The organism is Micromonospora sp. DT4 (genome assembly GCF_049841675.1).
In the GTDB taxonomy this organism is placed as follows: Bacteria; Actinomycetota; Actinomycetes; order Mycobacteriales; family Micromonosporaceae; genus Micromonospora.
In genome coordinates this window covers 46,227-68,244 of sequence record NZ_JBNCKT010000016.1, presented here as the reverse complement: position 1 = coordinate 68,244, position 22,018 = coordinate 46,227, and the positions used below count along the sequence as shown (strand labels likewise).

The 22,018-nt window shown below is 71.4% G+C and carries 19 protein-coding genes; 9 read left to right on the top strand and 10 right to left on the bottom strand.

What is annotated here, in order from left to right:
- The 4 genes from ACLQ24_RS08000 to ACLQ24_RS07985 all read left to right on the top strand — a co-directional run.
- Positions 1-311 (top strand): hypothetical protein (locus ACLQ24_RS08000; protein WP_425890042.1); only part of this gene is annotated, 311 nt, incomplete at its 5' end.
- Between the two features lie 734 nt (positions 312-1,045).
- Entirely contained in the window at positions 1,046-1,747 is a 702-nt protein-coding gene (locus tag ACLQ24_RS07995; RefSeq protein ID WP_425890041.1) for a response regulator transcription factor, read from the top strand.
- Positions 1,737-3,569: a HAMP domain-containing sensor histidine kinase gene (locus ACLQ24_RS07990; RefSeq protein WP_425890040.1), complete on the top strand. Its 1,833-nt coding sequence runs from the start codon at positions 1,737-1,739 to the stop codon at positions 3,567-3,569. The genes ACLQ24_RS07995 and ACLQ24_RS07990 overlap by 11 nt, the downstream gene beginning before the upstream one ends.
- A gap of 94 nt (positions 3,570-3,663) precedes the next feature.
- Complete coding sequence (locus ACLQ24_RS07985) at positions 3,664-5,259, top strand: phytoene desaturase family protein (RefSeq protein ID WP_425890038.1); 1,596 nt, start codon at positions 3,664-3,666, stop codon at positions 5,257-5,259.
- Here ACLQ24_RS07985 and ACLQ24_RS07980 read toward each other — a convergent pair.
- A complete protein-coding gene (locus ACLQ24_RS07980; RefSeq protein WP_425890047.1) occupies positions 5,248-5,892 on the bottom strand; it encodes a TMEM175 family protein in 645 nt (214 codons plus the stop codon). The genes ACLQ24_RS07985 and ACLQ24_RS07980 overlap by 12 nt on opposite strands.
- 98 nt (positions 5,893-5,990) lie before the next feature.
- A complete protein-coding gene (locus ACLQ24_RS07975; RefSeq protein WP_425890037.1) occupies positions 5,991-7,571 on the bottom strand; it encodes a Rieske 2Fe-2S domain-containing protein in 1,581 nt (526 codons plus the stop codon).
- 198 nt (positions 7,572-7,769) lie between these two features.
- Between ACLQ24_RS07975 and ACLQ24_RS07970 the strand changes: the two genes are divergently transcribed.
- Positions 7,770-7,994 (top strand): DUF2631 domain-containing protein, encoded by a 225-nt coding sequence (locus ACLQ24_RS07970; protein WP_234584241.1) that lies wholly within the window; start codon positions 7,770-7,772, stop codon positions 7,992-7,994.
- 88 nt (positions 7,995-8,082) lie between these two features.
- Here the strand turns inward: ACLQ24_RS07970 and ACLQ24_RS07965 are convergent, their stop codons facing one another.
- The 8 genes from ACLQ24_RS07965 to ACLQ24_RS07930 form a co-directional block, all read right to left on the bottom strand.
- Positions 8,083-9,480 carry a DivIVA domain-containing protein gene (locus ACLQ24_RS07965; RefSeq protein WP_425890035.1) on the bottom strand — a complete coding sequence of 466 codons (1,398 nt, stop codon included), beginning with the start codon at positions 9,478-9,480 and terminating at the stop codon, positions 8,083-8,085.
- 31 nt (positions 9,481-9,511) lie between these two features.
- Complete coding sequence (gene rlmN, locus ACLQ24_RS07960; protein WP_425890033.1) at positions 9,512-10,669, bottom strand: 23S rRNA (adenine(2503)-C(2))-methyltransferase RlmN; 1,158 nt, start codon at positions 10,667-10,669, stop codon at positions 9,512-9,514.
- Positions 10,670-10,773: 104 nt separating this feature from the next.
- The gene (locus ACLQ24_RS07955; protein ID WP_425890032.1) at positions 10,774-12,225 is read right to left on the bottom strand and encodes a phosphatidate cytidylyltransferase; all 1,452 of its coding nucleotides are present in this window, start codon (positions 12,223-12,225) and stop codon (positions 10,774-10,776) included.
- Between the two features lie 434 nt (positions 12,226-12,659).
- A complete protein-coding gene (frr, locus tag ACLQ24_RS07950; RefSeq protein ID WP_088946658.1) occupies positions 12,660-13,217 on the bottom strand; it encodes a ribosome recycling factor in 558 nt (185 codons plus the stop codon).
- 55 nt (positions 13,218-13,272) lie between these two features.
- The gene (pyrH, locus tag ACLQ24_RS07945) at positions 13,273-14,040 is read right to left on the bottom strand and encodes a UMP kinase (protein WP_110562390.1); all 768 of its coding nucleotides are present in this window, start codon (positions 14,038-14,040) and stop codon (positions 13,273-13,275) included.
- A gap of 163 nt (positions 14,041-14,203) precedes the next feature.
- Positions 14,204-15,031, bottom strand: a complete 828-nt coding sequence (gene tsf, locus ACLQ24_RS07940; RefSeq protein WP_425890031.1) for a translation elongation factor Ts — start codon at positions 15,029-15,031, stop codon at positions 14,204-14,206.
- A gap of 134 nt (positions 15,032-15,165) precedes the next feature.
- Positions 15,166-16,068, bottom strand: a complete 903-nt coding sequence (rpsB, locus tag ACLQ24_RS07935; RefSeq protein ID WP_425890029.1) for a 30S ribosomal protein S2 — start codon at positions 16,066-16,068, stop codon at positions 15,166-15,168.
- A gap of 331 nt (positions 16,069-16,399) precedes the next feature.
- Positions 16,400-17,413 (bottom strand): hypothetical protein, encoded by a 1,014-nt coding sequence (locus ACLQ24_RS07930; protein ID WP_425890028.1) that lies wholly within the window; start codon positions 17,411-17,413, stop codon positions 16,400-16,402.
- A 253-nt stretch (positions 17,414-17,666) separates the two neighbouring features.
- Between ACLQ24_RS07930 and ACLQ24_RS07925 the strand changes: the two genes are divergently transcribed.
- The 4 genes from ACLQ24_RS07925 to ACLQ24_RS07910 all read left to right on the top strand — a co-directional run bounded on the left by ACLQ24_RS07925 (position 17,667) and on the right by ACLQ24_RS07910 (position 21,988).
- Positions 17,667-18,026: a YraN family protein gene (locus ACLQ24_RS07925; protein WP_425890026.1), complete on the top strand. Its 360-nt coding sequence runs from the start codon at positions 17,667-17,669 to the stop codon at positions 18,024-18,026.
- Between the two features lie 30 nt (positions 18,027-18,056).
- Positions 18,057-19,577 carry a YifB family Mg chelatase-like AAA ATPase gene (locus ACLQ24_RS07920; RefSeq protein WP_425890024.1) on the top strand — a complete coding sequence of 507 codons (1,521 nt, stop codon included), beginning with the start codon at positions 18,057-18,059 and terminating at the stop codon, positions 19,575-19,577.
- Positions 19,574-20,770 carry a DNA-processing protein DprA gene (locus tag ACLQ24_RS07915; RefSeq protein ID WP_425890022.1) on the top strand — a complete coding sequence of 399 codons (1,197 nt, stop codon included), beginning with the start codon at positions 19,574-19,576 and terminating at the stop codon, positions 20,768-20,770. Before ACLQ24_RS07920 ends, ACLQ24_RS07915 begins: the two co-directional genes overlap by 4 nt.
- Positions 20,771-20,899: 129 nt before the next feature.
- Positions 20,900-21,988, top strand: a complete 1,089-nt coding sequence (locus tag ACLQ24_RS07910) for a tyrosine recombinase XerC (RefSeq protein ID WP_425890020.1) — start codon at positions 20,900-20,902, stop codon at positions 21,986-21,988.
- Positions 21,989-22,018 lie beyond the last annotated feature (30 nt).

The window sequence follows — 22,018 nt, the reverse complement described above, 5'->3', positions numbered from 1 at the left end:
GCCCTCGACGTCCTCAAACAGCTGTTCACCACCGGGCCGTGGTTGCCTCAAACGGCTACCTCAAGCTGAATACGTACGACCAAAGTCCCGGGTCCCGCACGGTGGAGGTTGATGACGCCGTGTACGACGTGTTGGAGCGCACCGCCGCCAGCCGAGACACAGACATCAACAGCGCGCTGCGGTACCTGATCGAGGTGCCGATGCCTCGGACCGGTTCGGACGACGAGGACCGAGCCCAGCCGAGCGGAAAGCAGTCGCCGAGTTCGGTCACCCTGAACTCGGCGACAGCTCACCCTCAGGTCTGCATCTGAAAGGGCATTCGATAGGCATTCATGTTTTCCGTCTTAGTAGCTTTCGTCGGCTTTGACCAATTTTGAGGGAGTGGCTCTGCACTGATTCTGATGGAGGAATGCCCCGGTTGTCCTCACGCTTGCGCTCGGCTACGCGCGGGCCGCAGCCCTTTGGTCATATTCCTCAAGCGTGCCTTTTCCTCAACGCTCACCACGACGGTCTTCAGCCAACGCAGCTTGAGGCGGTTTGACATCTCCCTTCACAGGGCGATGTCGAAGGGCCACAAAACCTTCATCTTCTGCACAGCACCGCATCAAATGAGATCCCCTACATCAACCTCACTCTCCGCGCTCGTGGCGCACTTAAACAACAAGCTCAGCGGGCATTTGAATATCCATCGCACCGATAAGTAGCTTTTGTTCTAAGCGGCTTGTGTAGTGGTTCGAGGCAATAGGAATGGTTTGCACCGTGGGCTCGCGTCCATCGAGCGCCCGTTTAGGCGGTGCAGGGGTGCTTGATTCCGTTGGTTTAGGAATATGACCAAAGGGCTGCGGCCCGCGCGTAGCCGAGCGCAAGCATGAGGACAACCGCGGCATTCCTCCATCAGAATCAGTGCAGAGCCACTCTCTCAAAATTAGTCAAAGCCGATGAAAGCTACTAAGACGGAAATGTGAATGCTCATCAAACGCCCTCTCAGCTCACGGGCACGGTCTGCGGCGACCCCCGGCCGCTCGGGGCACGTACAGTCGCTGCCGTGAACGCGCGGGTGCTGATAGCCGAGGACGACGAGAAGCAGGCCGAGTTGGTCCGCCGCTACCTGGAACGCGAGGGGCACACGGTCGTCGTCGTCGGCGACGGGCGGGCCGCCCTGGAGCAGGTCCGCCAGCACCCGCCGGAGCTGCTGATCCTCGACGTGATGATGCCGAAGGTCGACGGCCTGGACGTCTGCCGCATCCTGCGGCGCGAATCCGACCTGCCCGTGCTCATGCTGACCGCCCGCACGACCGAGGAAGACCTGTTGCTCGGCCTCGACCTGGGCGCCGACGACTACATGACGAAGCCGTACAGCCCCCGCGAGTTGGTGGCCCGGGTGCGGACCCTGCTGCGCCGGGGCCAACGGGCGGCACGCGTGGCCGACCCGGTGCTGCGGGTCGGCGCGCTGCACGTCGACCCGGTCCGCCACGAGGTACGCGCCGACGGACGACGGGTCGACTGCACGCCGGGCGAGTTCCAACTGCTCCAGGCGATGGCCGCCCAGCCCGGGCGGGTCTTCACCCGCGACCAGCTCCTCGGCCACCTGCACGGCTTCGACAGGTACATCACCGGCCGGACCGTCGACGTCCACGTCATGAACCTGCGCCGGAAGATCGAGGCGAACCCGCGCAAACCAACCCGGCTGCTGACCGTGTACGGCGTCGGCTACAAGCTCGTGGAGGCGAGCCACCATGCGGCGTGAGGTGCCGCTGCACCGCAGCCTGCTGCTCCGGCTGCTCACGCTGGCCGTCCTCATCGCCGTGGGCTCGATCGCGGCCACCGCCTGGCTGGCCGTCCGCACCACGACCGGGGCGATCCGGCAGGAACAGGGACAGGCGCTCGCCGACGACGCCCGCATCTACGACACGCTGATCGGCTACGCGGCGGCCCACCCGAGCTGGGACGGCGTCGACGCCACCCTGCGACCACTCGCCGAGCAGGTCGGCCGGCGCATCACCCTGACCACCGAGGCGGGTACGCCCGTCGCCGACTCGGCACCGCAGGCCGGCCCGCTGCCCACGAAGCCCTCCGCGACCATCGACGCGCTCGCCGTCGACACCACCCTGGCCCCGGGCTCCCCCGCGGCCGTCGACGCCGCGCGGATCGACCCTCGCGCCGCCGGCCCGTACCTGCTCCCGGCCAACGAGCGCCGGACGCTGCGCGACCGGGCGGACCAGGCCGTCCTGTGCCTGCGGGTGCGGGCGAGGATCGCGGCCGTCGCCGAGGAGGGGGCTACCGGCCGACCACGGATCGCCACCCCCGGCACCGACCTCAGCGACAGCGCCACCTGCGGCCCGTTACGCGAGGAACTGGCGGCCCAGACGGCCACCGAACGCAAGGCGCTGGCACAGCTCAACGCGCTGGTGAACACCTGCCTGGCCCGGCGCAAAATCGCGCCCGTGAACGTCGACCTGGACTGGACCTGGACGACGCGGTCCGCCCCCGCGCCGAACACCCGTCGGGACGTCACCGAGGTCGACCAGGACCAGAGCCGGGCGGTCAACGCCTGCATGGGCACCAGCCGGAAGGAGCAACTCCTCCCGTACGTCGCCCCGGCGGCGACCCTGTTCGTCAGCGATCCGGGCGGTCGCCCCACCACGACCTTCGACCTGTCCCGGGCCAACCAGGCCCGGATCGTGGCGGTCGCCGGTCTCGTGCTGCTGGTGACCGTCGGCGTCACCGTGCTGGCCGGTGTCCGGCTGACCCGACCGCTGCACGCGCTGACCGGCGCCGCCCAGCGGATGCGCGACGGTGACGGCGCCGCCCGCGTCCGCGTCACCGGCCGGGACGAGATCGCCCGGCTGGCCGAGGCGTTCAACGACATGTCCGAGCGGCGCGAACGCCTCGAACAGCTCCGTCGCGCCATGGTCAGCGACATCGCCCACGAGCTACGCACACCGGTCACCACCATCCGAGGCTGGCTGGAGGCCGCCGAGGACGGCGTCGCACCGATGGACCGGAGGTTGGTGTCCTCGCTGCTGGAGGAGGCGACACTGCTGCAACACGTGATCGCCGACCTTCAGGACCTCGCCGAGGCGGACGCGGGCGCGCTGCGACTGCACCCCGAGACGGTCTACCTCGCCGACCTGCTGGGCCAGGTGGCGGAGGCGTACCGCGTCCAGGCCGACCGCGCCGGCGTGGCGCTCTCGCTGCGGGTCGACACCGATCCGCAGGTGTACGCGGACCCGGTGCGGCTGCGTCAGGCCGTCGGCAACCTGGTCGGCAACGCGGTACGCCACACTCCGGCCGGCGGCAGCGTCACGATCAGCGCCGGGACGGCCGACGGGCAGGTGACCATCGCCGTCGCCGACACGGGCAGCGGCATCAGCGCCGAGCATCTGCCCCGGGTGTTCGACCGCTTCTGGCGGGCGGAGAGGTCCCGCAGCCGGCAGACCGGAGGCAGCGGCCTGGGCCTGGCCATAGTCCGCAAGTTGGTAAAGGCCCACCAGGGCACGGTCAAGGTCGAAAGCCAACCGACAAAAGGCTCGACGTTCACCGTCCACCTCCCCACCCACCCCCGATGATCAAGAGGTTCGCGTCATCCGGACGGCGTTTCCTGACGCGAACCTCTTGATCACCGGGTCACAGCGGCCGGTGGTAGGACTAGGCTCCGGCGGCATGAGTGGTGAGATTCCGACCCAGGCGGACGTCGTGATCGTCGGCGCCGGGCACAACGGCCTGGTCTCCGCGATCCTGCTGGCCCGCGCCGGCCTGGACGTCCTCGTGCTGGAGGCCGCCGACGTGATCGGTGGCGCGACCCGCACCGAGAACCCGTTTCCGAAGGTGCCCGGACTGCGCCACTCCACGGGGTCGTACCTGCTCGGGCTCATGCCACCCGAGCTGCTCGCCACGCTCGACGTACGCATCCCGGTGCTGCGCCGCGACCCGCACTACTTCCTGCCCACACCGGGTGGCCTCGGCTCGCCGTACCTGCTCTTCGGCAGTGACACCGCCGCCACCCGGGCGCAGCTCACCGAGTTCTTCTCCCCCGCCGACGTGGCCGCCGACGACGCCATGCAGGCCGAGCTGGCCGCGCTGCGCGAGGACCTCGCCCCGGCCTGGCTGGCCGAGCCGCTGAGCGTCGAGGAGACCGCCGAGCGGCACGTCCGCCCGGCGCTGCGGCAGGTCTTCGTCGACCTCGTCCGGGGGTCCGTCGCCGACTACCTGGCCCGCTTCGAGTTCCGCTCCGAACTGCTGGTCAGCATGTACGCGGTCACCGACGGCCTCTCCGGCCTCAACGCCGGCCCGGACGACCCCGGGACAGGCCACAACTTCCTCGTGCACAACATGTGCCGGCTGCCCGGCTCGGGCGGCACCTGGATGATCGCCGAAGGCGGGATGGGAACGGTCTCCCGCACGTTCGCCGACGCCGCACGCGCCGCCGGTGCCACCATCGCGACGGGTACGCCGGTGAGCGCGGTGACCCTCGACGGCGGCGCGGCCACCGGCATCGTGCTGGCCGACGGTCGACAGGTCGCCGCCCGGGTGGTGCTCGGCGCGTGTGACCCGTACACCCTGATGGAGCTGCTGCCCGACGGCGCGCTCCCGGCGCGACTCGGCGCACGGATGGCGGCGGTCCGCCGGCCCGGCACCACCCTCAAGCTCAACCTGGCGCTCAGCGGCCTGCCGCGCTTCTCCTGCCTGCCGCCCGACGCGCCGAGCCCGTTCGGGTCGACCATCCACCTGCTGCCCGGCTCCGCGTCGCTGATCGGCGGCGACGCCACCTCGCCGATGACCGCGCTGCGCGCGATGTGGGCGGACGTGCAGGCCGGACGGCTGCCCGCGGAGCCGACCATCGAGTGGTACCTGCACACCACAGTCGACCCGTCGCTCTCCGACGCCGCCGGGCACCACTCGTCGGCGCTGTTCGTCCAGTCGGTCCCCTACGAGCTGGCCGGCACCACCTGGGACGCGGAGCTGCCCGGCTACGACGACCGGCTCGTCGAGATCGTCGAGCGGTACGCCCCCGGCACCGCCGACCTGATCGCCGACGCGGTGCCGCTGCCCCCGCCGGGCATCGAGGCGCACTTCGGTATCAGCGGCGGACACATCCACCACGTGGACAACACCGTCTCGTTCACCGACCGCATGCCGTACGCCACCGGCATCGACGGCGTGTACGCGGGCAGCGCCGGCTGCCACCCGGCCGGCAGCGTCATCGGCGCCGCCGGCCACAACGCCGCCCGACGCGTCCTCGCCGATCTAGGCCGCTGACCGGCCTCCGCTCGGGCCGACGGACGGCCGCAGATCGCCCGGGCCACCGATCAGGTAGTAGCCGACCAGCAGGAGGTACGCGCAGAGGCTCAGGATGGGGTCGATGAAGACGACGGCGAAGGCCACCAGGTAGAGCACGGGCTTGAGCAGTACCCGCCGTGCGACCGCCTGGGCCAGCCGGGGATCCAGGTCAGGGTGCAGCAGCCCACGCCGGCGCGCCCACCACCAGCTCAGGTTGACGAAGACCGCCTCACCGAGCACGGTGCCGAGGTACAGGGCGGCGGTCAGTCGCTGCTCGGCCGCGCTGCCACGCAGGTTGTCCGACAGCAGGTCGGCGGTGAACGGGATGGTCGCGATGAAGAGCAGGACACCGAGGTTGAAGACCAGCAGCATCTGATCGACCCGGACGATGTACCGCCACAGGTTGTGGTGGGCGAGCCACACCTGCCCTGCGAGCGCGAAGGTGATCACGTACGCCAGGTAGGACGGCCAGGCGTGGGCCAGGGCGTCCGGAAGCGCTCGTCCGCTCTCCCTGGCGGGGCCGGTCTGGAGCAGCTCGACGGCCATCACCGTCAGCACGACCGCGAAGACGCCGTCGCTGAACGTCTCCACCCGGGCGGCGTCCCGGGCCATCTCCCGACCGCGTGCGAACCGGTACTCGTTCTCCCGCGCGTCCGCCGCCGCCACGCCCACCCCGCTCTCGTCACGCACCCCTCCCGGCCGAAGGGAGGTCAGCTCAGGGCTTCGCCCGCCGGAGCGGGGGTCTCCGCATCGACACGGTGGGCGCGGACCTTGTGGCCGACGCTCGTCAGGCAGCGGCCACTGGGCAGGTCGAAGCGCCAGCCGTGCAGCTGGCAGGTGAGCTGGTCACCCTCGACGATGCCGAACCGGGTCAGGTCCGCCTTCAGGTGCGGGCAGCGCCGCTGCACCACCCAGTCGCCCAGCGTGATGTCCTCGGCGTCGGTGGTGCGCTCGTGCTCGTCGTACCAACCCTCGGCGTACTGGAGCCGCTCCTCCGAGAGGCACTTGAAGAACGCGTAGACGAACTCGTTGTACTGGCCGATCCGGGCCGCCGAGAACCGGCAGGACAGGAAGAGCGAGTTGACCCAGTCCACCTCGTCGATGAAGAGCAGGTGCTCGATCAGCGACCGCTCGGTCCGGAAGCGGTAGCGGACCTTCTCGTCCGCGTACGGCCGGACCTCCTTGCCGGGGAAGTCCACCACGATCGACTCGACGCTCTCCCCGTCGTAGCCCACCAGGTCGAAGCGGACCGGGCCGCCGACCCCCTTGGCCAGGTAGATCGACTCGTCGAGCAGCGGCTCGATGCGGCGCTTCATCTCGCCGAGGACGTCCACCTCGGGGTGCCGCCAGGACGCCTTCTCCGCCTCGATGATCGGGCGCTTGCGCTCCCGCATCTCCTCCAGGTGGGCGACCTTGTTCGCGAAGAACTCCTGGACCGGCACCGGGTGGGTGGTGCTCGCGCCCTCGGTGGTGACCTCGGCGACGCTGCCCGGCAGCAGCACGATCCCGTTGGTGCCGCCGACCTTCGCGTACTCCGACAGGAAGACGGACTGGTCGGGAAAGATGTTGCCCTCGTCGCCGTGGATGTCGTTGAACTGCCACAGCGCGTCGTCGAGGAAGCACGGCGGGCCGGCGATCGGGAAGACGTGATCGGCCTTCAGGTCGTCGATGTAGCGCCACGTCCGGTCGAACTGCCGGTCACGCTTCTGCTTGCCGAACGCGGTCTTCGCCGCCTGCGGCAGCTCGTAGACCATCGGGTACCAGATGGCGCCGGAGAACTGGAGCAGGTGCGCGTGCACGTGCCCCAGCTCGGCAAACACGCTCAGGTCGGTGGGGCGGGCGTCGTTCTGGTTGAGCAGCCGCACACCGTCGTACTCGACCCAGAGCGAAGAGTCGCCGATCGGGCCGTCGGTGGGGCTGGTCAGCGCCTGGATCATGATCTTCAGGCCGCCGTCCAGCTCCACGACCTGCTCGTTCGGCGCCTTGAGGAACTTCGTGAAGCCCAGCGCCCGGAACTCGTCCTCTATCTCCGAGGTGGGGAACTCGGGGAGCAGGACGGTGGCGTCCTTGGAAATGTGGTCCCGCAGGTGCTTCGCGTCGAAGTGGTCCCGGTGCAGGTGGGAGACGTACAGGTAGTCGACCTGGCCCAGGGTCTCCCAATCGAGCAGGGAATTGTCCGGGAAGGGGAACCACGAGGCGAAGTAGGCCGGGTTGACCCACGGGTCGCACAGAATGCTGCCCGCGGCCGTGTCGATCCGCATGCTGGCGTGCCCGGTTCCGGTCACTCGCACCGCACAGTCCCCCTCAAACAGACAATCAGGTGTACGCCAAACGCTACCGGAGGGAGTCTGACCGCCACCCCGCGACGCCCGTAGTGCCGTCCGGCCTGGGCGGGCAGGGCCGAAGGGCCGGTAAACCCCCACCGCGCCGCCCCGCGCGGGAGGCGTGCCAGACTAACCAAAGATCCGATCGCGAGGGAAGGACCGACAGTGGCAGGAAGCGAGCCGGTAACGTCGCCGGACCAGCACAAGCCCGGGCACCGCAAGTCGGGGCGCATCGGCGCCGTGCTGTCCGCGCTGGCGCTGGTCGTCATGGCGTTCTGCGGCAACCACGAGGGCAGGGTCGAGGACATTTGGCTGATCGGCCTCGCCGCGCTGCTGCTGGTCATCGTGATCGGCGATGCCGTACTGCGGCGCAACGGCCTGCGCTCCTGAATCGACCGGCCGCCGGGCGACCGGCCAGGACACGCCGAGGGCCCGCCCCCACCCGGGGACGGGCCCTCGTTTCGTGTACGCGTCGGGCTCAGCGCCCGAACAGGATGTCCTGCACGTCCTTGAGCGCGGCGTCGACCTCGGCCTCGAAGTAGCCGCCGGGCACCAGGCCGAACCGGAGCGTGTCCAGGTCCTTCGGGTCGGCCGGCATCGGGTTGCGCCGCTGCATGCCGCCGAGCAGGGAATCGAAGAACTGGTCCACCTGGTCCGGGTCGTACCCACTGCCGAACCGACGCACCTGGAACCTACGACGGATCTGGTCGACCCGGTACAGGTCGCTGCCGGGCGGGCCGGCCAGCGGCGGGCCACCCATCGGCGGACCGGCCACGGCGGGCGGGCCGGCCATCGGCGGGCCCCCGATGCCCTGCTGGAGCATCGGGGGCGGGCCGGCCGGGCCACGACGCAGGTCCCGCAGGTCACGCTCGGGCATCCGGATCTCGGCGGTCATGTCGACGCGAGCACGTCGGCCGGCCTCGAAGCCGTCGAAGCGGGGCTCGTCCGGAGGCGGGTAGCCGCCGGGCGCTCGTGGGCCGTCGGGCGGACCGTAGCCGCCGGGCATGCGCTGATCGTCCGGCGGACCGTACCCACCCGGCATGCGCTGATCGTCGGGCCGGCCGTACCCACCCGGTATACGCTGATCGTCCGGCGGACCGTACCCACCCGGCATGCGCTGATCGTCCGGCGGACCGTACCCACCCGGCATGCGCTGATCGTCCGGCGGACCGTACCCACCCGGCATGCGCTGATCGTCCGGCGGACCGAACCCACCCGGCATGCGCTGATCGTCCGGCGGACCGTACCCACCCGGGCCAGCCGGCAGGCCACGCGGCGGAAGGCCGTTTCCACCCATCGGCCCGCCGGGCCCCATCGGGCCGGGACCACCCTGGCCAGGGCCGGGGCCACCAGGGCCGGGACCGCGCTGCGCGTCGTAGCCGCCTCGGGGGGCGTCGTACCCGCCGGCGAAGGCACCGGTGGGCTCGTCGTAGCGGCCGTAGCGGTCGGCTGGCGGACCGGCCTGGGCGGGCATCGGCCGGGGCGGCATCGGCTGCGGAACCATGCCGCCACGGTCGTCGCGCATCGGCGGGCCCATCCGGTCCGGCGGGCCCATCCGGTCCGGCGGGCCCATCCGGTCCGGCGGGCCCATCCGGTCACCCATCCGAGGATCGCCGCCGCGGCCGGCGCTGTTGCGCTCCTCCAACTCGGCCAGCTGGCGCTCGACCCGGTCCAGGTGCAGGTCGACCTGCCACTCGTCGTAGCCGTTGAACCGCACCCGGAAGACGACGTCGTGGACCTCCTGGGAGGCCACGGGCGCGCCGACCTGGCGGCCGTCGAGCGTGGCCTCGACCCGGTCGAGGAAGGCATCCACCTCATCGACCTTGTATCCCCGGCGAACCGCCTTGCGCCGGAAACGCTGACCCTGACTCGCCACTATGTCTCCTGGTGTCGTTCGCCACGCCCGGTCACGCCGGTGCCTCTCCGGCGCGGTCGGTGAAGGTGTCGGTGTCCTCGGCAGCGGCGAGCTGGCCACACGCGCCGTCGATCTCACGACCCCGGGTGTCCCGTACCGTGGTGGAGACTCCCGCGTCGCGCAAGCGCCGGACGAACTCCCGCTCGACCGGCTTCGGGCTCGCGTCCCAGCGGCTGCCCGGCGTCGGATTGAGCGGGATGAGGTTCACATGCGTCAACTTGCCGGCCAACAGCCGCCCGAGCAGGTCAGCTCGCCACGGCTGGTCGTTCACGTCTTTGATCATTGCGTACTCGATGGACACGCGACGGCCCGTCCGGGCGGCATAGTCCCACGCTGCGTCCAGCACCTCGGCTACCTTCCAGCGCTGGTTTACCGGCACGAGCTCGTCGCGCAGATCATCATCGGGCGCGTGCAACGACAACGCAAGGGTCACAGAGAGGTCTTCGCTGGCCAGTCGGCGGATGGCCGGAACCAGGCCGACCGTGGAAACGGTGATGTGCCGCTGGGAGAGACCCAGCCCCTCGGGAGCGGGGCTGACCAGCCGACGGATCGCCGCGATGACCCGGTTGTAGTTGGCCAGCGGTTCGCCCATGCCCATGAACACGACGTGCGACAGCCGCGGCGGTGAACCGGCGACCGCGCCGGAGGCCGCCACCCCGGCCAGGTAGACCGCCTGATCGACGATCTCGGCGGTGGACAGGTTACGGGTCAGCCCGGCTTGGCCGGTGGCGCAGAACGGGCAGGCCATGCCGCAGCCCGCCTGGCTGGAGATGCAGACCGTGACCCGGTCCGGGTAGCCCATCAGCACGCTCTCCACCAACGCGCCGTCGTGCAGCTTCCAGAGCGCCTTGCGGGTCGCGCCGTCGTCGCAGGCCAGCTCGCGTACCGGGGTGAGCAGCGTGGGCAGCAACTCATCGGCCAGCCGCTCACGGGTCGCTGCGGGCAGATCGGTCATGGCCTGCGGGTCGCGTACCAGCCGCCCGAAGTAGTGATTGGAGATCTGCTTGGCACGGAACTGGGGCTCACCCAGCCCGGCGACCAGCGCCTGGCGGCCGGCCAGGTCCAGGTCGGCCAGGTGCTGCGGCGGCATGGAGGCCCGGCGTGCGGCGGGGGCGTCCGAGATGGCGGGGATCAGCGGCAGACTCGTCATGGCTGGTCCAGTGTGTCACGCCTCCGGTGGTCGGCACCTGTCCGGAGGTGTCGAACCGGCCCCCGCCGTCGGTCGGCACTGCTCGGGCCGCGGTGTTGCATGCCTCACCCCGCCAGCGGCACGAAGATCACCAGCAACAGGTACGCGGTGGGGACGGCGAACAGGATCGAGTCCAGCCGGTCCATCAGGCCACCGTGCCCGGGCAGCAGGTTGCTCATGTCCTTGATCCCGAGGTCCCGCTTGATCATCGACTCGGCGAGGTCGCCGAGGACCGCCGCGCAGGAGACGGCCACCCCGAACAGGGCACCCCACCATGGGGCCAGCTCGAACATCAACCACAGCAGCAGGGCACTGCCCAGAGCCGCCGCGGTGACCGAGCCGGCGAAACCCTCCCAGGACTTCTTCGGGCTGATCGACGGTGCCATCGGGTGCCGGCCGAAGGAGACGCCGGCCGCGTACCCGCCGGTGTCGGAGAGGACCACCGCGATCAGCGTGGCCAGGATGCGCAGCCGGCCGTCGTCGGGGGCCGCCGCCAGCAACGCCGCGAAACCGGCGAGGAACGGCACGTAGACGGCGATCAGGGTGGCGGCGGTGAGATCTCGCTGGAAGCCGGCCGGGCCGTCACCCAACCGCCAGATCATCGTGCCGAGCACCGTCACCAACAACCCGAGGCTGAGCGCGTCCGGGCCCGCGAACCAGGCCAGACCGACCGTCAGGACACCACCGGCGAGCAGCGGCACCAGCGGCGGGTGAGCGCCGCTGCGCCGAACCGCCCGGACCATCTCCCAGATACCGATGGCGACGGCGGCGGCGATCACCGGCAGGAATGCCGGCGGGTAGAAGACCAGCGGCACCACGATCAGCGCGCCGAGGGCGAGGCCCACACCGATCGCCGCCGGGAGGTTGCGGCCGGCCCGGCCGGTACCCACCTGCTGGGTCGCCGGTCGGTCGATGCCGGCCCGTCGGCGGCCCCTCGGCCGCCGACCCGTCGGCGGCTCCGGGTCGACCACCGGGTCGTCGTCCGGCAGGATCTCGGCACCGATGGGCGCGAGCTGCGCGGTCGGGTAACCGGCATCGTCGTCGTAGCGCGGCCCGTCGCGGTCGTCGTACCGTGGCGCAGTGTCCCGGTCGTCGTAGCGCGGCTCGTCGCGGTCGCTGTAGCGGGGTCCGGCGTCGCGGTCGTCATAGCGCGGTCCGGCCTCGCGGACGTCGTAGCGCGGCGGAACGTCACCGGCTGGTGGCTGATCGCCGTAGCGGCCTCGATCGTCGTAGCGGTCCCGATCGTCGTAGCGGTCCCGGTCGTCGAAACGGTCCCGATCGTCGAAACGGTCCCGATCGTCCGGGCGGACGGCACGGCCACGCTCGTCGTACGGGTCCACCGGCTGCGGCTCGGCGTACGCGCGGGCCCGCGGCTCGGCGTACAGCTCAGGCCCGGCGGCCGGACGGCGGCTCCACTGGCCGGCCTCCAGCTCCTGCTCGGGCCAGGGCAGGGCGACCTGGTGTTCCGGCCGGTCCCAGCCGCGCGGCTCGCCGCCGTAGGGGTCGGGGTGGGACATCACGCACCGTGCTGGAGCGCGAGTGCCACCACATGACGCAAGACCACAAGCATCCCCTACAAGCGCGACTGCGTTTCTCCGGCTCGACCGCTGCGACGGTCGCTCGACCCCGGCGTTCACCACTCGGTGACCGGGAATCCTGCCGAGCCTACTGCACACGCCGCCGGCGCGAAGCGGACGATGGCCCGCCCCTTCGGCGGACGTGCCCGGGAGCCGACCCCTCGTGCGCGGCCTTTGCACTGCTTCACCGGAGGCGACAGTCGACGCCCGGCTACCGGACGCGAGGTGTTGCCCCGGTTGAAGCAGAGCAGAGCGCTACGACGAGGTCGGATGCCCCTGCCGCACGCTGGTTCAGCCCGACGGGACCGATCTGGAAAGGGGCGAGGCCCGCCCCGCTGATCGGGTCGGGCCTCGTCGTGGCGAGCAGGTGGGGGTCACACCTCCAGCAGCTCGGTCTCCTTGTGCTTGACCAGGTCGTCGATGCTGGCGACGTAGCGCTGCGTCAGGTCGTCGAGTTCCTTCTCGGCGCGACGGCCGTCGTCCTCGCCGGCCTCGCCGTCCTTGACGATCCGGTCCAGCTCCTCCTTGCCGCGGCGGCGGACGTTGCGGATGGCCACCTTGGCCTCCTCGCCCTTGTGCCGGGCCACCTTGATCATGTCGCGGCGGCGCTCCTCGGTCATCTGCGGAAGCAGGATGCGCAGCTGGTTGCCCTCGTTGTTCGGGTTCACCCCGAGGTCCGAGTCGCGGATCGCCTTCTCCATCGCGTTGATCTGCGAGTTGTCGTACGGCTTGATGATGGCCATCCGCGGCTCGGGAACCGCGATGGACGCCATCTGCGTCAGCGGCGTGGGCGTGCCGTAGTAGTCGATGATGACCTTGGAGAACATGGCGGCGTTGGCGCGACCGGTGCGGATGGCGCCGAACTCCTCCTTGGCGTGCTCAACCGCACGCTCCATCTTCTCCTCGGCCTCGAGGAGGGTGTCGTCGATCACCGGTCTCCTCGCCTCCTTCTGTGCTCGTCGTGGGCTCTGCTGAAAGTCGTCAGGCTCAAGCAGTGATCAGAGTGCCGATCTTGTCGCCACCCACCGCGCGGATGATGGTGTCGTCACCCTGCGCACCGAAGACCAGCATCGGCAGGCCGTTCTCCATGCAGAGGCTGAACGCGGCCGCGTCGGCCACCCGGAGGTTGCGGCGCAGCACCTCGGAGAACGTGATCGAGTCGAGCTTGCTGGCGGTGGGGTCGATCCGCGGGTCGGCGGTGTAGACGCCGTCCACACCGTTCTTGCTCATGAGCACCACGTCGGCGCGGATCTCCAGCGCCCGCTGGGCGGCCACGGTGTCGGTGGAGAAGTACGGCATGCCGGCGCCGGCGCCGAAGATGACCACGCGGCCCTTCTCCAGGTGCCGGATCGCCCGCAGCGGAATGTACGGCTCGGCGACCTGGGCCATCGTGATGGCGCTCTGCACCCGCGTCTCGATGCCCTCCTTCTCCAGGAAGTCCTGCAACGCGAGGCAGTTCATCACGGTGCCGAGCATGCCCATGTAGTCGGCGCGAGCACGATCCATCCCACGCTTCTGCAGCTCCGCGCCGCGGAAGAAGTTGCCCCCGCCGACCACCACCGAGACCTGCACGCCGCGGCGGACCACGGTGGCGATCTGGCGGGCGATGGCCTGCACGACGTCCGGGTCGACGCCGATCGCGCCGCCACCGAACACCTCACCCGAGAGCTTCAGCACCACCCGGCGGGCCCGCCCGGGCGGCGGTGCCGTCGGATCGTCCATCGCCAGCGTCCGGTCACTCACAACCTGCGTCATCCGCCCCGCCTTCCCCACGCGCACGCCCCCGGGCGACGCGTTACCGCGAACCTGCCGCTGCCGACCCTATGTGACGAGAAGGCCGCGGTGCCTGTCACGTACACCGGCGGCCTCCTCGTCGACGTCTTGCGCCCACGGGCGCGCGCGGCGCCCGGGTGGCGGCTCAGGCCTGGCCGACCTCGAACCGCACGAAGTTGGTGACCTCGATGCCGGCCTCGGCCAGCACCTGCTTCACCGACTTCTTGTTGTCGGCAACCGACGCCTGCTCGACGAGGACGTAGTCCTTGAAGAAGGCGTTCACCCGACCGTCGACGATCTTCGGCAGTGCCGCCTCGGGCTTGTTCTCCTCGCGGGCGGTCTGCTCGGCGATGCGCCGCTCGGACTCGACGACCTCGGCCGGAACCTCGTCCCGGGTGAGGTACTTCGGCCGCATCGCGGCGATCTGCATCGCGACGCCGCGGGCGTCGGCGTCGCCCGCCTCGTCGGACTTGCCGGTGTACGACACCAGCACGCCGACGGCCGGCGGGAGGTCCTGCGCCTTGCGGTGCAGGTAGACCGCGGTGGTGCCCTCGACCTTGGCGAACCGGTTGAGGACCAGCTTCTCGCCGATCTTGGCGGACTGCTCCTGGATCAGGTCCGCGACGACCTTGCCGTCGAGCTCGCTGGCGAGCAGCTCCTCGGCGTTGTTCACGCCGGAACGCTCACCGTGCTCGACCAACTGCTGGGCCAGCGCGATGAACGACTCGGTCTTGGCGACGAAGTCGGTCTCGCAGTTGAGCTCGAGCAGCGCCTTGCCGGAGTGGGCGACCAAACCGTTGGCGGCCGTACGGCCAGCCCGCTTGCCGACGTCCTTCGCGCCCTTGACGCGCAGGATCTCGACGGCCTTGTCGAAGTCGCCCTCGGCCTCGGTCAGCGCCTTCTTGCTGTCCATCATGCCGGCGCCGGTGAGGTCGCGGAGCTTCTTGACGTCCGCGGCGGTGATTTGGGACATGGCTCTCTCTTCGATGTTGAGTCGGCGTGTGGATGGTCAGAGGTGCCGGTTACCCGGATTCGGGCGAAACCTGCCCGTCGTACCGTCGCCGCCCGCCGTTCGTGAAAACGGACGGCGGGGCGGCGACGGTGCGGTCACTCCGCGGTAGCGGCCGCCGGCTGCTCGGTGGCGGCCTGCGCCGGCTGCTCGGTGGCGGCGGGCTGCTCGGCGGCGGCAGCGGCCGGCTGCTCGGCCGGGACGGCCGACTCGTCGGCCTTCTTCGGCTCCAGCAGCTCGCGCTCCCACTCGGTCAGCGGCTCGTCGCTCGCGACACCCTCGGGCTTCTCGTCCCCGCCCCGGCGACGGCCGGAACGCGCGATCAGACCGTCCGCGACGGCGGCGGCGACGACCTTGGTCAGCAGCTCGGCCGAGCGGATGGCGTCGTCGTTACCCGGGATCGGGAAGTCGACCTCGTCCGGGTCGCAGTTGGTGTCGAGGACGGCGATCACCGGGATGCCCAGCTTGCGGGCCTCGTCGACGGCGATGTGCTCCTTCTTGGTGTCGACGATCCAGACCGCGGCCGGCAGCTTCTGCATGTCCCGCAGACCACCCAGCGTGCGGGTCAGCTTGATCTTCTCGCGGGAGAGCTGCAGGGTCTCCTTCTTGGTGTAACCGGCGGCGGTGCCGCTGAGGTCACCCAGGCCCTCCAGCTCCTTCATCCGCTGGAGCCGCTTGTACACGGTCTGGAAGTTGGTCAGCATGCCACCGAGCCAGCGGTGGTTGACGTACGGCTGACCGACCCGGGTCGCCTGCTCGGCGATGGCCTCCTGAGCCTGCTTCTTGGTGCCGACGAAGAGGATGCTGCCACCCTCCGCGACGGTCCCACGCACGAACTCGTACGCCTTCTCGATGTAGTCGAGAGTCTGGCGCAGGTCGATGATGTAGATGCCGTTGCGCTCGGTCATGATGAAGCGCTTCATCTTCGGGTTCCAGCGTCGGGTCTGGTGCCCGAAGTGGACACCGCTCTCCAGCAGCTGGCGCATGGTCACGACGGCCATGGTGTGGGTACTCCTCAAGATCCCTGGTTGTCACGCCTGGCCGGTGGCCGGGCGTCCTGGCGCCTGATCGCCGGCCCATGGTGGACCCGATCAAGATCGGGACCAGGGGGGCCGTCGCTACACGACGATTCGTGAAGAGGGCGCGCGAGGTCGACCGCGCGAGGCGGTCGCCAGTTGGCCAGTGTACGCCCCTCGCCCGTTTCACCGTGGCGGGGTGCCGGAGTGCTCCGGGGATCGCGCTAGTTCCGGGAAATAGTGGCTTCCGCGTCGCCGGAGGCCACTATTTCCTGGTTGTTGCGTGAATCATCGGCCGCGCCGGGCCGACGGCGCATCAGCCGGCGGCGAGCGCTGCGGCGACGAAGAGCACGAGACCGACGGTCAGGTACGCCGTGGGAGGGCGCAGCCAACCCCGGCCGCTGTCGGAGAGCGCCAGTCCGCCCGTTCTGAGCCCGTACAGCCCGGTTGCGAAGATCGGCAGCCCGGCGACGAGGCTGATGCCCACCACGACGTTGCCAGCGTCCAGCGGGTCGCCGGTCACACCTGCCAGCAACACCCGCAGCGCGGGGATCTCGAAGATCAACGCCAGCAGGGCGAAGAGGGCCGCCAACGCCGGGCGGCGGGTCCGATAGACACCGTCAGGCGCCGGGGGGTACGCCGTCGCGTCGCCCGCGGTCAGGTCGAAACGGGGGCCGATCCCCGGCATCGGGCCGGTCGGCATCTCCAGCGGGTGCGGCTGCTCCCCGCTGCCGCCCCGGGTCGAGTCGATGATCGGGTATCCGGCGAGCGGGGCCGGCCGCGCCTGCTCGGCGAAGGGGGCGGGCTGACCCTGCTCGGCGAACGAGGCGGGCTGACCCGACTCGGCGAAGACGGCGGACGGGCCCGGGTCGGCGGGTCTGGTCTGCCCGGTGAGCAGAGCGCCAGCCGAGGCGGCGCCCGCCATGGTCGCCGGCCCGGCGTTGCTGACCGCCACCGGCCCGGTGACCCTGGCGGGTGCCGGCACGCTCTCCGGGGCGGTCGTGCTCAGTGGCTCGCGGGCGGCCCGGCGGCCGGGCAACTCGCCGGAGATCTCCGAAGGATCCCGATCCGCCCGGCGAGAGCGGGTCGGCCGGAAACCGTCCACGTCCGTACGGCCGCTCGGGTCCGGCTCGCGGCGTCGACCGACGCCGGTGTCCTCGACGGAGCGGCCGTCCTCGACGCCGCGCTGCTCGGGGATCTCGCCGTCGCGGTATGGCGGTTCACCCGTACCGCGCCACTCCGGCTCGCCGTACCCGCGCCCCCGCTCGTCGGGGTACCAGCGCGACTCCTGATCTTCCGGAAAGCTCCGTCGTCCGTCCACGTCAGGCACCGTATGCGACGGCCCGTCCCCGCGTCATTTCGGCCCGCCCAGTTGATCGACTCCGGGTCGCCGGTCTGTGGGTATCTGAGCGCCGGGAGGCGCCCAGATCGCCATCTGGAGTCGATCGCCCTCGCGCCCAGCCTGCTCCCCGCCGTAGCACAGCAGGGGCTTGATCGTCCGGTTGTCCACAGAGCGACCGTCATCCACAGGCAGGCCGCCGCGGGGTCGCGGCGCTCGTGCTCCGACGGGCACCGTCGCGGCCATGACGAAGCGGAACCAGGCGGTCGGCGCGTACGGCGAGCGGTGCGCCGCCCGACACCTGAGCGAGGCGGGGCTACGCCCGATCGTCCGGAACTGGCGCTGCCCGGATGGGGAGATCGACATCATCGCCTGGGACGGGCCGGTGCTCGCGTTCTGCGAGGTGAAGACCCGTCGGGGCGACACCTTCGGCACGCCGGCCGAGGCTGTCGTACCGGCCAAGGCCCGCCGCCTGCGCGGGCTCGCCGCGCGCTGGCTCGCCGAGACCGGCACGAACGCCGACGAGGTGCGGTTCGACGTGCTGTCGGTGCGGCTGCCCGATGCCGGTCCCGCGCGAGTCGACCACGTCAAGGGCGCGTTCTGAGATGCGCCGCCGACGTATCGGCGACGCGCCGTGAGTTACGCGAAGATCCTCTGCGTGGGGTTGGTCGGCGTCACCGGCCACCTCGTCGAGGTCGAGGCGGACCTGGCCGCCGGCCTGCCGGCGGTGGTGATCTCCGGCCTGCCGGACACCGCCCTGCACGAGGCCCGCGACCGGGTCCGGGCCGCCGTGGTCAACTCCGGCCAACGCTGGCCGAACCGGCGCATCACGTTGAACCTGCTGCCCGCGACGCTGCCGAAGTTCGGCTCGGCCTTCGATCTGGCCATCGCCGCCGCCCTGCTGGGCGGCTCGGGTGAGCTGCCGCTGCTCCCCCTGGAGGGCGTGGTGGTCCTGGGCGAGCTGGGCCTGGACGGGACGGTCCGGCCGGTGCGCGGTGTGCTGCCGATGGTCGCCGCGGCGGCCAGGGCCGGCGTCGAGCGCGTGATCGTGCCGGCCGGCAACGCCGCCGAGGCCGCGGTCATCCCCGGCGTACGGGTGCGGGCGGTGGACACGTTGCACCGTCTGGTCACCTTCGTCCGCGACGGCAGCCCGCTGATCGAGCCACCGCCGGACGCCCCGGCGCCGGTCACCGGCGGACCCGACCTCGCCGACGTGGCGGGGCAGCAGGTGGGCCGCCGCGCGCTGGAGATCGCCGCGGCGGGCGGGCACCACATCGCGCTGCTCGGTCCTCCGGGCGCCGGCAAGACGATGCTGGCCGAGCGCCTGCCGTCGCTCCTACCCGAGTTGGACGACGACGCGGCGCTGGAGGTGACCGCCCTGCACTCGGTCGCCGGACTGCTGCCACCGGGTGGTCAGCTCCTCCGTCGTCCACCGTTCCAGTCACCGCACCACACGGCGACGATTCCGTCCCTCGTCGGTGGCGGTTCGGGGCTGGCCCGTCCCGGCGCGGTGTCGCTGGCCCACCGCGGGGTGCTCTTCCTCGACGAGGCGCCGGAGTTCAGCAAGGGCGCGCTGGAGGCGCTGCGCCAGCCACTGGAGCACGGCCGCATGAGGCTCAGCCGCAGCGGAGGCGGCACCGAGTACCCGGCCCGGACGCAACTGGTGCTGGCCGCGAACCCGTGCCCGTGCGCGAAGCCGTCCGGCGACGCGTACTGCGAGTGCTCGCCACTGGCCCGCCGCCGCTACCTGGGCCGACTCTCGGGGCCGCTGCTCGACCGGATCGACGTGCAGGTGCGGCTGATGCCCGTACGTGCGGCGGAGCTGATGGCGTCCGGCAGCGACGCGGAGTCCTCGGCCACGGTCGCCGCTCGGGTCGCGGCAGCCCGCAGCTCGGCGGCCACCCGCTGGGCCAGCCTCGGACGACGCCTCAACGCCGAGGTGGACGGTCCGCTTCTCCGCCGCCCACCGTGGCGACTACCGGCGCCGGTCACCGCCGAACTGCGTGGCCGGCTCGACTCCGGCTCACTCTCGGCGCGCGGCTTCGACCGGGTGATCCGAATGGCCTGGACCATCGCGGACCTGGACGGCCGCGACCGGCCAGACCGTGAGGACGTACGAGAGGCGACCCAGCTACGGACAGGAGAGACGCCATGAGCGCCGACGAGGAGAGCAGGCTGGCCCGGGTGGCCCTGACCTGGCTGGCCGAACCGGGCACAAGGGTGGTGCACCAGTTGGTCGAACGGCTGGGCCCGGTGGCGACGCTGGATCTGTTGCTCGGCGGCGGCAGCCCCGACAGGCGGCTGTCCGCCGCCGTGGCCGCTCGGATGTCCGCCGGCGACGCTCGTGCGATGGCGGCCGAGGCCCTGGACCGGACGGATCGGCTCGGCGCACGCCTGGTCACGCCGGACGACGACGAGTGGCCGACCCGGGTCGCCGATCTCGCCAGGCTGCGACTTCCGGACCTGACCCGCCGTGTGGACGCGGAGACCGCGCCACCGCTGTGCTTCTGGGTACGCGGCGCGTGGCCACTCGGCGAGGCGCTGGACCGCTCGGTGGCCGTGGTCGGCGCGCGGGCCGCCACCGGCTACGGCCAGCACGTGGCCACCGACCTGGGGTACGGGTTGGCCGAGCGGGATTGGACTGTCGTCTCCGGTGGCGCCTTCGGGATCGACGCCGCCGCCCACCGAGGCGCCCTCAACGCCGACGGGCTGACGGTGGCGGTGCTTGCCTGCGGGGTGGATCGGCCGTACCCGATGGGCAACACCGCCCTCTTCGACCGGATCGCCGACACGGGGCTGCTGGTCAGCGAATGGCCGCCCGGCGCCGAACCGCTGCGGCCCCGGTTCCTGATCCGCAACCGGGTGATCGCGGGCGGCACGCTGGGCACCGTCCTGGTGGAGGCGTCGGCGCGCAGCGGGGCGACGCAGACCGCCCGGCGTGCCATCTTCACCGGCCGGGTGGCCATGGTCGTGCCCGGGCCGGTGACCTCGGCGATGTCCGTCGGCGCGCACGAGTTGCTGCGCGAGAACCCCAAGGCCCGGCTGGTCACCGGGGTCGCGCACGTTCTCGAGGAGGTCGGTCGGATCGGCGCGGACCTCGCCCCGCTGGCCCGTGGGCCGCAGCGGCCGACCGACGCGTTGGACGACGACGCCCGGTCGGTGCTGGAGGCGTTGCCCCGCCGGGGCGTACGGGGTGTGGACGCGCTCGCCGCCCGAGCCGGTCTGGACGTGCGTACCGCGCTCCGCAAGCTGTCACTGCTCGAAGAGCTGTCGATGGTGGTACGACGCGACGGCGGCTACACCCTCGCTCCGACCGACAAACCCAAGGCCCCGGCCGATCGCGGTTAGACGCGGACGCCGACGTGGCCGGCAGAGCACCACCCTTCGGCCGTACGCTGGTGCCGTGCCTGCTGCCAGCAAGGGTGTACACGCCGCCCGGCGGACCGCATCCGTGACGCCGCGATCGGCGTGGCGGCCGTGAGCCGATCTACCCGGGGCACCCGGGCCACCCACCAGGAGCTGCCACCGGCGCTGCGCGAGGCGGTCGACGACTTCGCCGGGCACCTGTCCCAGGTCCGCAACCGGTCGGCGCACACCGTCCGCGCGTACGTCACCGACGTGGTCGCGTTGCTCGACCACGCGGTGCGAATGGGTTGCCGAGAGCTGTGCGAAGTGGACCTGTCGGTGCTGCGGAGCTGGTTGGCCCGACAGCGGACCACCGGCGCCGCCCGTACGTCACTGGCACGGAGAGCCGCCTCGGCACGGGCGTTCAGCGCGTGGGCACACCGCGCCGGGCTGCTCCCCGCCGACGTGGGCGCCGCACTGGCCAGCCCTCGCGCGCATCGGGAACTGCCCAGCGTCCTGCGCGCCGACCAGGCCGCCGCGCTGCTGGAGGCACCGGCCCGGCCCCCGACGACCCCGCACGGCACGGCCACAACCGAACCCACCCCGCACGGCACGCCCACAACCGAACCCACCCCGCACGGCACGCCCACGACGGTCGCGGCCCCGGGCGGGGCAGTGTCGACAGGAGCCGACGGCGACAGCGGGGTGGCCGACGCGGCGGTGGTGCTGCGCGACCGGGCGCTGCTGGAACTGCTCTACGCCAGCGGCGTACGGGTCAGCGAGGTGTGCGGGCTGGACGTCGAGGACGTCGACCACGGCCGGCGGGTGATCCGGGTGTTCGGCAAGGGCCGTCGGGAGCGGTCGGTGCCGTACGGGGTGCCGGCGCAGCGGGCGTTGGACGAGTGGTTGCGCCGCGGCCGACCCGCGCTGGTCGCTCCGCACTCGGGTGTCGCGCTGCTGCTCGGGGCCCGCGGTGGTCGGCTCAATCCGACCACCGCGCGTCAGATCGTCGGCGGGTACGCCGAGGCGGCCGGCCTACCCCGGACCAGCCCGCACGGCCTGCGCCACTCCGCGGCCACCCACCTTTTGGAGGGTGGCGCCGACCTGCGCGCCGTGCAGGAGCTACTCGGCCACTCGTCGCTGGCCAGTACGCAGATCTACACGCACGTCTCGGTGGAACGGCTGCGCGCCGCCTACCGCCAGGCACACCCCCGTGCCTGATCAAGGGCCGGGAGGCTGGTCCATCCGCCG

Coding starts and splice junctions, on each gene's coding strand:
- ACLQ24_RS07980 (WP_425890047.1), bottom strand. CDS start 5,892: ATGGCCCGGGACGCCGCCCGGGTGGAGACGTTCAGCGACGGCGTCTTC.
- rlmN (WP_425890033.1), bottom strand. CDS start 10,669: ATGACGAGTCTGCCGCTGATCCCCGCCATCTCGGACGCCCCCGCCGCA.
- pyrH (WP_110562390.1), bottom strand. CDS start 14,040: ATGACGCAGGTTGTGAGTGACCGGACGCTGGCGATGGACGATCCGACG.
- ACLQ24_RS07985 (WP_425890038.1), top strand. CDS start 3,664: ATGAGTGGTGAGATTCCGACCCAGGCGGACGTCGTGATCGTCGGCGCC.
- ACLQ24_RS07925 (WP_425890026.1), top strand. CDS start 17,667: ATGACGAAGCGGAACCAGGCGGTCGGCGCGTACGGCGAGCGGTGCGCC.
- ACLQ24_RS07955 (WP_425890032.1), bottom strand. CDS start 12,225: ATGTCCCACCCCGACCCCTACGGCGGCGAGCCGCGCGGCTGGGACCGG.
- rpsB (WP_425890029.1), bottom strand. CDS start 16,068: ATGGCCGTCGTGACCATGCGCCAGCTGCTGGAGAGCGGTGTCCACTTC.
- tsf (WP_425890031.1), bottom strand. CDS start 15,031: ATGTCCCAAATCACCGCCGCGGACGTCAAGAAGCTCCGCGACCTCACC.
- ACLQ24_RS07990 (WP_425890040.1), top strand. CDS start 1,737: ATGCGGCGTGAGGTGCCGCTGCACCGCAGCCTGCTGCTCCGGCTGCTC.
- ACLQ24_RS07915 (WP_425890022.1), top strand. CDS start 19,574: ATGAGCGCCGACGAGGAGAGCAGGCTGGCCCGGGTGGCCCTGACCTGG.